9 protein-coding genes are annotated in these 10,718 nt (G+C 74.8%); 8 read left to right on the top strand and 1 reads right to left on the bottom strand.

Features of this window, described 5'->3' with window-relative positions:
• The 7 genes from AC2CJA_RS18675 to AC2CJA_RS18705 form a co-directional block, all read left to right on the top strand.
• A partial coding sequence (locus AC2CJA_RS18675; RefSeq protein ID WP_484603844.1) for a dihydrolipoamide acetyltransferase family protein occupies positions 1-775 on the top strand: 775 nt, incomplete at its 5' end.
• A gap of 66 nt (positions 776-841) precedes the next feature.
• On the top strand, positions 842-1,777 hold the full coding sequence (locus AC2CJA_RS18680; RefSeq protein ID WP_484603845.1) for an NTP transferase domain-containing protein: 936 nt from the start codon (positions 842-844) through the stop codon (positions 1,775-1,777).
• Complete coding sequence (locus AC2CJA_RS18685) at positions 1,774-3,255, top strand: molybdopterin molybdotransferase MoeA (protein WP_484603846.1); 1,482 nt, start codon at positions 1,774-1,776, stop codon at positions 3,253-3,255. The genes AC2CJA_RS18680 and AC2CJA_RS18685 overlap by 4 nt, the downstream gene beginning before the upstream one ends.
• Before the next feature lie 4 nt (positions 3,256-3,259).
• Positions 3,260-4,321, top strand: coding sequence for a potassium channel family protein (locus tag AC2CJA_RS18690; RefSeq protein ID WP_484603847.1), 1,062 nt, complete (start codon positions 3,260-3,262; stop codon positions 4,319-4,321).
• 9 nt (positions 4,322-4,330) lie between these two features.
• Entirely contained in the window at positions 4,331-5,320 is a 990-nt protein-coding gene (locus AC2CJA_RS18695; protein WP_484603848.1) for an NAD(P)H-quinone oxidoreductase, read from the top strand.
• A gap of 96 nt (positions 5,321-5,416) precedes the next feature.
• Positions 5,417-6,088, top strand: coding sequence for a hypothetical protein (locus tag AC2CJA_RS18700; protein WP_484603849.1), 672 nt, complete (start codon positions 5,417-5,419; stop codon positions 6,086-6,088).
• Between the two features lie 66 nt (positions 6,089-6,154).
• Positions 6,155-6,724 carry a bacterial proteasome activator family protein gene (locus AC2CJA_RS18705; RefSeq protein ID WP_484603850.1) on the top strand — a complete coding sequence of 190 codons (570 nt, stop codon included), beginning with the start codon at positions 6,155-6,157 and terminating at the stop codon, positions 6,722-6,724.
• Positions 6,725-6,852: 128 nt separating this feature from the next.
• Here AC2CJA_RS18705 and AC2CJA_RS18710 read toward each other — a convergent pair whose 3' ends face one another.
• Complete coding sequence (locus AC2CJA_RS18710; protein ID WP_484603851.1) at positions 6,853-8,586, bottom strand: Stk1 family PASTA domain-containing Ser/Thr kinase; 1,734 nt, start codon at positions 8,584-8,586, stop codon at positions 6,853-6,855.
• A gap of 443 nt (positions 8,587-9,029) precedes the next feature.
• Here AC2CJA_RS18710 and AC2CJA_RS18715 point away from each other — a divergent pair.
• The coding region (locus AC2CJA_RS18715) for a protein kinase domain-containing protein (protein ID WP_484603852.1) at positions 9,030-10,718 on the top strand (1,689 nt) is incomplete at its 3' end.

The following is a 10,718-nucleotide window of genomic DNA, read 5'->3' on the forward strand; positions in this document are numbered from 1 at the left end:
GGCCCGGACCGTGCCCGCCTCCGCCGACGGAACCGCCGCGCCGGCGCCCGCACCCCTGCCCGCGCCCGTGTCCGCCGGCGCCACCGCGCACGGCGAGCGGATCCCGCTGCGCGGGCTGCGCGGTACGGTCGCCGACAAGCTCTCCACCTCCCGGCGCGAGATCCCCGACGCCACGTGCTGGGTGGACGCCGACGCCACCGAACTGCTCGCCGCCCGGCGGGCGATGAACGCCGCGGGGCCGAAGATCTCCCTGATGGCGGTCCTCGCCCGGATCTGCACGGCCGCCCTCGCCCGCTTCCCCGAGCTGAACGCGACGGTGGACACGGCCGCGCGCGAGATCGTCCGGCTGCCCGGGATCCACCTGGGTTTCGCCGCGCAGACCGACCGCGGGCTCGTGGTCCCCGTCGTACGCGACGCCCACGACCGCAACGCGGCCGAACTGTCCGAGGAGATCGCCCGGCTGACCGAGTCCGCCCGTGCGGGGAGGCTGACGCCCGCCGAGCTGACCGGCGGCACCTTCACCCTCAACAACTACGGGGTGTTCGGAGTGGACGGCTCGACTCCGATCATCAACCACCCCGAGGCGGCGATGCTCGGAGTGGGCCGCATCATCCCCAGGCCGTGGGTCCACGAGGGCGAGCTGGCGGTGCGCCAGGTCGTACAGCTGTCCTGCACTTTCGACCACCGGGTGTGCGACGGCGGTACGGCGGGCGGCTTCCTGCGGTATGTGGCGGACTGCGTCGAACACCCGGCGGTGCTGCTGCGCACCCTGTGACATCCGCCGGCCCGGGCCGGGGCCCCCGACCGCCCGGGCCCGGGCGGAGGGGGTCACACTCGGGGCATGACGCATGTGTACGAGGCCGTCGTCATCGCCGGCGGCGCCGCCCGCCGGCTCGGCGGGACGGACAAGCCCGCCCTCACGGTCGGGGGCCGGACGCTGCTCGACCGGGTGCTGGACGCCTGCGCGGACGCGGCGCGGACGGTGGTCGTCGGCCCGCGCAGGCCGACGGCCCGGCCGGTGGACTGGACGCGCGAGGAGCCGCCCGGGGGAGGGCCGCTGGCGGCCCTCGACGCCGGACTGCGGCGCACCGGGAGTGAGACGGTGCTGGTGCTCTCCGCCGATCTGCCGTTCCTGACCTCCGCCACCGTGCGGGCGCTGCTGGACGCCCTGTGCGCCGCACCCGGCGCGGGGACCGGCCCCGGCGGCCCCGGCGGCCCCGCCGGTCCCGACGGGGCGATCGTGGACGACGGGCGCGCCCAGCCCCTCCTGGGCGCCTACCGAGCCGAGTCCCTCCGCCGCGAGCTGGCCCTGCTCGCCGCCGAGCACGGACGTCCGGCGAACCTTCCCCTGCGGCTGCTCACCGACGAACTCGCGCTGCGCCGTGTCGTCCCCGCCCGCCCCGAGGAGGCCCGCGACTGCGACACCTGGGAGGAACTCTCCTCGGCCCGCTCGCGGATCAGGGAGCATGGACGCGTGCTGAACGAATGGATGACCGCGGCCAAGGCCGAACTCGGTATCGACCTCGATGTCGACACCGCCGCCCTCCTCGACCTCGCGCGGGACGCCGCGCACGGTGTGGCCCGGCCCGCCGCCCCGCTGACGACCTTCCTCGTCGGGTACGCGGCGGCGCGTGCGGGCGGGAGCCCCGAGGACGTGGCCGGGGCCGCGCGCAAGGCCGCCGAACTGGCCCGGCGCTGGGCCGCGGAGGCGGAGGGAACGGAGCGGGCCGGCGGGGGCGGGGAGCCCCGCGGCGGAGAGGGAACGGACGCCGGATGAGCGGCGACGAACTGGCCGACGCCCTCGCCCTGGCCAACGGCCGCGGTGATGACCGTGGTGGCGCGTACGGCGACGCGTACGGGGGAACCCGCCGTGACACGCGCGGCACCGGGCACGGTGACGGCCGGTCCGGGGGACGGGGCCACAGCCCGGCTCCGCGGGAGAGCGGCCCGCACGGCTCCCAGGAGGCCGTACGGCACCCCGACTGGCCCGCCGCTCGTGCCGCCGCCGCCCGTGCCGGTGCCGGACGGCGTTCCGGACCCGTCGCCGTCCCCCTGGACGCGGCTCTCGGCCACCGTCTCGCCGCGCCCCTGACCGCGCTCACCGACCTGCCGGCGTTCGACACCTCGGCCATGGACGGCTGGGCCGTCTCCGGGCCCGGCCCGTGGGAGCCGCTCGGTCCCGGGGACGGCGGAAACGACGAGGACGGCGCCCCCGGAGCGGCCCCCGCCACGCCCCGCGGCATCCTGGCCGGCGACGACCGCCCGGCCCCGCTCCCGGACGGCCACGCCGTCCGCATCGCCACGGGCGCCCGCATCCCGCCCGGCACCACCGCCGTGCTGCGCTCAGAGTACGGCGAGGTCCGCGACCGGCGACTGCGCGCGAACGCCGCGCCCCAGCACGGTGCGGACATCCGTCCGCGCGGCCAGGAGTGCCGGGTGGGCGACCACCTGCTGCCCGGCGGTACGCCGGTCACCCCGGCCGTGCTGGGCCTGGCCGCCGCCGCGGGCTGGGACGAGCTGCCGGTCCTGCGCCGCCCCCGCGTCGAGGTCCTGGTGCTGGGCGACGAGTTGCTGACCTCCGGCATCCCCTCCGGCGGCCGGGTCCGCGACGCACTCGGTCCGATGGTCGGCCCCTGGCTGGCGGCCATGGGCGCCGAGGTCACCGCGACCCGCCGTCTCGGCGACGACGCGGAAGCGCTGTACGCCGCGCTGGAGGAGACCGCCGCCGACCTCGTCGTCACCACCGGCGGCACGGCCTCGGGCCCCGTCGACCACGTCCACCCGGCCCTGCGCCGCCTGGGGGCGGAGCTGCTGGTCGACGGGGTGCGCGTACGGCCCGGTCACCCGATGCTGCTGGCGCGGCTGCCCTCGGGGGCGCATCTGGCCGGGCTGCCCGGCAACCCGCTGGCGGCCGTGTCCGGGCTGCTGACCCTCGCCGAACCGCTGCTGCGGGCCGCCACCGCCGCCGTCCCGCCCGGCACGCGACCCGGCACGCGGCACGGCGGGCCGTTCACCGAGCCGTCCGCCGCGGAGGCCGCCCTGCCCGTCGCCGCCCTCCTCGGTGAGGCCCAGGGCCACCCCCGTGACACACGGCTGGTCCCGGTCGTGCAGGATGGCGGTGGCGTGCGGCCGCTGCGGTTCAGCGGTCCCGCGATGCTCCGCGGTATCGCGGCGGCCACCGCTCTGGCGGTCGTGCCGCCCGGCGGCGCCGCCACCGGCACCGGCGTACACCTCCTGAGACTTCCGTGGGCGTGACGGCATGAACCACACCTCGCCCGAAGAGCTGCAGCACTTCGTGCAGCTTCCCGAGCCCGCGGCCGGGCCGCTGCGGCAGGTGCTCCGACGGCTGCTGGCCGCGCTGGCCGTCCTCCTGGTGACGGTGTTCCTGGTCTACCTCGAGCGCGAGGGCTACAGCGACAACGCCGACGGCGAGGTCTCGCTGCTGGACTGCTTCTACTACACCACCGTCAGTCTCTCCACGACCGGCTACGGCGACATCGCCCCGGTCAGCGACAGTGCCCGGCTGGTCAACGTACTGGTCATCACCCCGCTGCGCGTCCTGTTCCTGATCATCCTGATCGGCACCACCCTGGAGGTGCTGGCCGAACGGACCCGCCAGCAGTTCCGCCTGGCCCGCTGGAGGTCCTCCTTGCGCGACCACACCGTCATCATCGGTTTCGGCACGAAGGGCCGTTCCGCGGCCGAGACGCTCATCTCCACCGGGGTTCCCCGGGAGCAGATCGTGATAATCGACCCGAGCCGCAAGGTCGTCGAGGCGGCGAACGCCGACGGCTACACCGGCGTCATCGGCGACGCGACCCGCAGCGACGTCCTGCTGAAGGCGGAGGTGCAGCGGGCGGCCCAGGTGGTCATCTCCACCCAGCGCGACGACACCGCGGTCCTGGTGACGCTCACGGCCCGCCAGCTCAACCGCAACCTGCGCATCGTCGCGGCGGTGCGCGAGGAGGAGAACGCGCCGCTGCTGCGGCAGTCCGGCGCCGATTCCGTGATCACCAGCGCCAGCGCCGCCGGACGCCTGCTCGGCATGTCCATGCTTAGTCCGAGCGCGGGTGCGGTCATGGAGGACCTGATCCACCAGGGCACGGGCCTGAACCTCACCGAGCGCCCGGTCACCAAGGCCGAGGCCGGCGGCTCCCCGCGCGAGTGCAAGGACCTCGTGGTCTCCGTGGTGCGCGGCCACCGGGTGCTGGGCTACGACGACCCGGACGCGGCCGTTCTGGAGCTGACCGACCGCCTCGTCGTCATCCGCCGCGCCACCCCCTCCACCACCGTCATGCCCTCGGAGACCCCGCGGAGGTAGCGTCACCCCATGCACGCGATCACCATCACCGAACCCGGCGGCCCCGACGTCCTCGCCTGGACGGAGGTGGACGACCCCGTGCCCGGCGACGGCGAGGTCCTGGTCGAGGTGGCGGCCGGCGCCGTCAACCGCGCCGACCTCCTCCAGCGGCAGGGCTTCTACGATCCGCCCCCGGGCGCCTCGCCCTACCCCGGGCTGGAGTGCGCGGGCCGGATCGCCGGGCTGGGGCCGGGCGTGGGCGGCTGGAAGGCCGGCGACCGGGTGTGCGCGCTGCTCGCCGGCGGCGGGTACGCGGAGAAGGTCGCCGTGCCGCACGGCCAGCTCCTGCCGCTGCCCGAGACCCCCGACGGCCCGCTCGACCCGGTCGCCGCCGCCGCCCTCCCCGAGGTCGTGTGCACGGTCTGGTCGAACGTCTTCATGCACGCGAGGCTGCGCCCCGGCGAGACCCTGCTGGTCCACGGCGGGGCCAGCGGCATCGGCACCATGGCGATCCAGCTCGCCGGGGCCGTCGGCGCGAGGGTGGCGGTCACCGCGGGCAGCCGGGAGAAGCTGGAGCGCTGCGCGGAACTGGGCGCGGACGTCCTGATCGACTACCGCGAGCAGGACTTCGCCGAGGAGGTCCGGGCGGCCACCGGCGGGCGCGGCGCGGACGTGGTGCTCGACATCATCGGGGCCAAGTACCTGGAGCGGAACGTGAAGGCGCTCGCCCGCGGCGGCCGGATCGTCGTCATCGGCCTCCAGGGCGGGGTCAGGGGGGAGCTGAACCTGGGCGCGCTGCTCGCCAAGTGCGGTACGGTCTCGGCCACCTCGCTGCGCGGCCGTCCGCCGGAGGAGAAGGCGGAGATCGTCGCGGCGGTGCGCGAGCACGTCTGGCCGCTGATCGCCGCCGGGCGGGTCCGCCCCGTCGTGGACCGCACGGTGCCGATGAGTAATGCCTCCCGGGCCCACCGGGTACTCGAGGAGAGCGAACACGTGGGCAAGGTCGTCCTCACCGTCTGAGACGGGGGACGGGCCGCCGGGCCGAGATGCCGGGCCCGCGCGTTCGTGTGACGCTTGTTACATCATTGGATGCCTGGTACGGGAGGGGGCGTAGCGGTGAGGGAAGCCGCGATCACCCTGCTGGCCTGCGCGATGGTGCTCGTCCCGGCGCCCGTCGCCCTGGCCTCCCAGCAGTCCGCGGCCGTGGCGGCCGTTCCCGGCGGCGCGCGGGACGGGGTGGAGCCCGTGGCGGAGAGTTCGAGCGGGCCCTCCTCGTCCCCCACCGCCTCCCCGGAGGAACCGGAGGACGAGGAGAGCGGGAAACCCGGCGGACCGCGGGAGCCCGACGACCCGGAGAAGACGGAACGCCCCCCGCCGTTCAGCCTGCCGCCGTGGCCGCCGGACGGACCCTCCCCCGGCCCGGACCCGTCGCCCACGCCCACGCCCGATCCCACCTCCGGCGGTCCCTCCGGCGAACCGTCCGGTACGGCTCCCGGCGGGGACGGCGCGGGGGAGAGCGCTCCGGCCGGCTCCGCCGAGCCGCCGGGCATACCGGTGCGGACCACCGTCCCGCAGGGGCGGACCGAGCAGATCGTCGACCGGCGGGCCGGCACCGGCGAGCACTACGACGACTACGTGTACGACGACGGCCGGGGCGGCGAGGAGCGCGCCCGTCACCGTGCGACGCCCGCCACCGGCGGACAGCTCCTCCCGGTACTGCCGCTCGGCGCGGGGCTGACCTTCCTGGGCCTGGGCCTGGCCTCGCTCGCCCTGCGGCTGCGGCGCTGAGGCGGGCGGCACCGCACCCGGGGGATCGCCCGACGCCTGCCCGGGCGGGCATTGCAGAATGGGGGTATGAATCAGCCGATGAACGAACGCTCGCAGGAGAGCCGGCACGTCCTGGTCGTGGGGCCGGACGGGATGGCCCTCGGCAGCGCCGCCGCTCCCGGGGGCGGGGAGGGCGGCTCCGACGACGAGCCGCGTGAGATCCCCGTGACGGAGATGGTCGAGCAGCCCGCGAAGGTCATGCGGATCGGCAGCATGATCAAGCAGCTTCTGGAGGAGGTCAAGTCGGCCCCCCTGGACGAGGCCAGCCGCGCCCGGCTCAAGGAGATCCACGCCAGCTCGGTCAAGGAGCTGGAGGACGGCCTGGCGCCCGAGCTGATCGAGGAGCTGGAACGGATCTCGCTGCCGTTCACCGACGACGCGGTGCCCACCGACGCCGAACTGCGGATCGCCCAGGCCCAGCTCGTGGGCTGGCTGGAGGGGCTGTTCCACGGCATCCAGACGGCGCTGTTCGCCCAGCAGATGGCGGCCCGTGCCCAGCTGGAGCAGATGCGCCGCGCGCTTCCGGCGGGCGTGCTGCCCGACGAGGAGGGCGACGGGCGCGGCGGTCAGATCCGCTCCGGCGGCCCCTACCTCTGAGCCCCTGTCTCCGAGCCCCTGTCTCCGAGCCCCTGTCTTCGAGTACTTGCCTCCGGGCAGCCCGGATCCCACACGTGAGAGGGACCGGCACGCGATCCGCGTGCCGGTCCCTCTCACGTGTGCCGCCGTCAGCCCGCCGGGTGGCCGGTGGAGACGGTCAGCGTGATCTTGTCCTTCTCGGGGTCGAAGCCCTCGTAGGTCCCCGGGGACTGCTTGAGGACGGTGTTCTTCCCGTACAGGTTCTCGTCCTCGTACTCGACCTCGTCCAGGATCCAGCCCGCCTCGCGGATGCACTCCTTCACCGAGTCCAGGTGCTTGAACGTCAGGTCGGGCATGCTCGTCCTGCCCTTGTCGAAGAGGCTCTCCGACGCCTCCGTGCACTTGGCCGGGTCGATGGTCTTCGAGGTGTCCTCGTCCCTGAAGCCGCCGTCATCCCCGTCGCCGTCGTCGTCACCGCCCTCGTCGGTGTCCGTGCCGGCGCCGTCACCGTCGGTCTCCCGGCCGCCCGTGCCGCCGCCGGAGTCGCCCCCGCCGGTGCCCGCGGGCTGCTCCACCGTGCGGGCGGGCCCCGGGGTCTCGCCCGCACGCGGGTCCTCACCGCCACCGCCGTCGAGCGCCACCGCGATGATCACGGCGGCGACGACGATGATCGCCGCGACCGCGGAGCCGACGATCACCCCGGTGTTCCTTCCGCCGCCGGAGGGCTGGTGCGGGCCCTGGGGCGAGACGGTGTACGGCGGCGGCGTCGGGGTGCCGCCCTGAGGACCGTACGGGCCCGGAGCCGGGGCGGAGTAGCCCTGCCCGCCCGGCCCCGCGGCCCCGAAACCGGGCGTCGGCGCGTAGTGCGGCCGGTACGGCTGCTGAACGCTCGGCGGCGGGGTGCCCTGGGCGTCCACCGGCGGGAAGACCGACTGGGAGACGGCCGCGCCGCTGTTGGGACCGGGTGCGCCGCCGGCGATCAGCGGGGTGGTGCTGGAGGCGACCACCGAGTCGCGGACGCGCTCGCACTCCTGGCGCATCGACTCGGCCGTCGGAAACCGCTCGTCGGGGTTCTTCCGCAGCGCCCGCGCGACCAGCGCGTCCACGGCCGGGGGCAGCGACCGGTTGATCGACGACGGTACGGGCGGCTCCTCCTGGACGTGCGCGTACGCGATGGCCAGCGGCGAGTCCGCGTCGAAGGGGAGGCGTCCGGTGAGCAGCTCGAAGAGCATGACGCCCACCGAGTACAGGTCGGAGCGGGCGTCCACGCCGCGCCCCAGCGCCTGCTCGGGGGAGAGGTACTGCGGGGTGCCGACGACCATGCCCGTCTGGGTCATCGAGGTGACGCCGGACTGCATGGCGCGGGCGATGCCGAAGTCCATCACCTTGACCGTGCCGCGCCTGTTCAGCATGACGTTGCCCGGCTTGATGTCCCGGTGCACCAGGCCCGCCTCGTGGCTGGCCTCCAGCGCGGCCAGCACCTCGGAGACGACCGTCAGCGCCTTGTCGCCCGGCATCGCCCCGAGCCGGGCCACCTCCTCGTCGAGGACGGTGCGCAGCGGCTTGCCCTCGACGTACTCCATGACGATGTAGGGCACCGTCGCGCCGTCGCTCTCGTCCTCGCCGGAGTCGAAGACCGAGACGATGTTGGTGTGGGCCAGCTTGGCGACCGCCTGCGCCTCGCGGCGGAAGCGCTCCCGGAACGACTGCTCGCGGCCCAGCTCGGTGTGGAGGGTCTTGACCGCCACCTGGCGGTCGAGCACCGTGTCGTAGGCCAGGTGCACCGACGCCATGCCGCCCTGGCCCAGCAGATCGCGCAGTTGGTAGCGCCCGCCGCCGACCGTACGCCCCCGGTACGCGGCCCGCGCGCCGTCGTCGCTCATCTGACTGCTTCCCCCTCGGCGCCGCAGGACCGCCCTCTCGCCGGGCCCGCGCGTGTACGGTTGCTCCGCGTGGTGGTGCCCGTGGTGCCGCCGGCCGGACTTCGAAACGCCGGGCGGGACACCGGTCCACCCCTGGATCCCGCCCGCTGCTCCAGGCAGAGTCCGCCCCAGCGGCCGGACACGTCAAGGCGCTCGCCCGTTCCGTGACCCGATGCGCGCATACGCGTCACACGCGCTCGCGGGGGCGCCCGACATCGTAACTTGCCAGTTGGAGGCCCGAGCGGGTTGGATGGTCCGTTGCTGCCCCCAGCGCTCTCGGTACCACGTCCCGCGCCGCTCTCTTCACCTTCACCGAGGGGCACGGCTCCCGGACACTGTTAGCGTGCACAAGGAGCAGAGCGTATGGATCCGCGGCTCGCGGACCTGATCTACGGCGAGGACTGATGGCACAGACACAAGCCGCCGGAGGGCCTTCGGAGCCCGACGAGACTGCTGGTGGGGTGTCCGATTCGCCCGAGTCGTGGGGCAGTGGCGGTGTGGTGGGCGACGGGCGCTACCGCCTGACGCACCGGCTCGGCCGCGGTGGCATGGCGGAGGTGTTCGCCGCCGAGGACGTACGCCTGGGGCGCACCGTCGCCGTCAAGCTGCTGCGCGCGGACCTCGCCGAGGACCCGATCTCCAAGGCCCGCTTCACACGCGAGGCGCAGTCCGTCGCCGGCCTCAACCACCACGCGGTGGTGGCCGTCTACGACTCCGGCGAGGACGTGGTCGGCGGCAACACCGTGCCGTACATCGTCATGGAGCTGGTCGAGGGCCGCACCATCCGCGACCTCCTCCTCAACGCCGACGCGCCGCCGCCCGAGCAGGCGCTGATCATCATCTCCGGGGTGCTGGAGGCGCTCGCCTACAGCCACCAGCACGGCATCGTGCACCGCGACATCAAGCCCGCCAACGTCATCATCACCGGCAACGGCGCGGTGAAGGTGATGGACTTCGGCATCGCCCGCGCCCTGCACGGCGCGTCCACCACCATGACCCAGACGGGCATGGTCATGGGCACCCCGCAGTACCTCTCCCCCGAGCAGGCGCTGGGCAAGACCGTGGACGCCCGCTCCGACCTGTACGCCACCGGCTGCATGCTCTACGAGCTGCTGGCGCTGCGCCCGCCGTTCACCGGCGAGACCCCGCTGTCGGTGGTCTACCAGCACGTCCAGGACGAGCCGGTGCAGCCCTCGCGGGTGAACGACTCGGTGCCGCCGGAGCTGGACGGCCTGGTGATGCGGGCGCTGGCCAAGGACCCGGACGACCGTTTCCAGACCGCCGAGGAGATGCGCGGCCTGGTGCAGTACGCGCTGCGCATGCTCCAGGAGCAGGGCGGCCACACCGGCGGCCTGTGGAACACCGGCGCGGTGGTCTCCACCGGCGCCACGCCCGCCATGGGCACCCCGGGCTTCCACCAGGGCGGTGACACACCCTCCGCCACCCCCGCGGGCGGCTACGGTGACGACGCCGCGACCCGGGTCGGCCCGCCGCTGCTGATGGGCACCCCCGGCGGCGGATACGACGGCGGTTCGTACGGCGGCGGATACGACACCGGCGGCTACGGTGACGGACGCCGGGGCGGCAGCGGCCTGAAGTACGGGCTGATCGCCTTCTTCTCCGTCCTCGCCATCGCCGCCGGCGTCTTCCTGGCCGTCAACGGCAACGAGGGCGGCCAGGAGCAGAGGAAGCCGGAGAAGGACACCTCCACGCCCTCCCAGGGCGAGAGCTCCTCGGAGCCCTCGCCCGAGGAGGAGGAGACCGAGGATCCCGGCCAGGGCGAGGACACCGAGCCCGGCGGCACGGGCGGCTGGCAGAACGGCGGCGGGAACACCGGCGGCTCCGGCGGCTGGCAGCCCAGCCCGGAGCCCTCGCCCAGCGGCGAGCCCAGCGAGCCCGACGGCGGCACCGACGAGGGCGCGACCGAGGGCGGCGACGGCGGCTCCACCACCGAGGGCGGCGACGGCGGCTCCACCACCGAGGGCGGCGACGGCGGCTCCACCACCGAGGGCGCGACCGACGGTGGCGCCGGCGGCGACACCGGCACCACCACCGGCGGTGCCGACACCACCGGAGGTACCACCGCCGGCGAC

The sequence above is a fragment of the Streptomyces sp. ATLC9 genome, assembly GCF_057196705.1.

Excerpts from the sequence above, each read along its gene's own strand:
- AC2CJA_RS18680 (WP_484603845.1), top strand. The coding sequence starts at position 842 with ATGACGCATGTGTACGAGGCCGTCGTCATCGCCGGCGGCGCCGCCCGC.
- AC2CJA_RS18685 (WP_484603846.1), top strand. The coding sequence starts at position 1,774 with ATGAGCGGCGACGAACTGGCCGACGCCCTCGCCCTGGCCAACGGCCGC.
- AC2CJA_RS18690 (WP_484603847.1), top strand. The coding sequence starts at position 3,260 with ATGAACCACACCTCGCCCGAAGAGCTGCAGCACTTCGTGCAGCTTCCC.
- AC2CJA_RS18695 (WP_484603848.1), top strand. The coding sequence starts at position 4,331 with ATGCACGCGATCACCATCACCGAACCCGGCGGCCCCGACGTCCTCGCC.
- AC2CJA_RS18705 (WP_484603850.1), top strand. The coding sequence starts at position 6,155 with ATGAATCAGCCGATGAACGAACGCTCGCAGGAGAGCCGGCACGTCCTG.
- AC2CJA_RS18710 (WP_484603851.1), bottom strand. The coding sequence starts at position 8,586 with ATGAGCGACGACGGCGCGCGGGCCGCGTACCGGGGGCGTACGGTCGGC.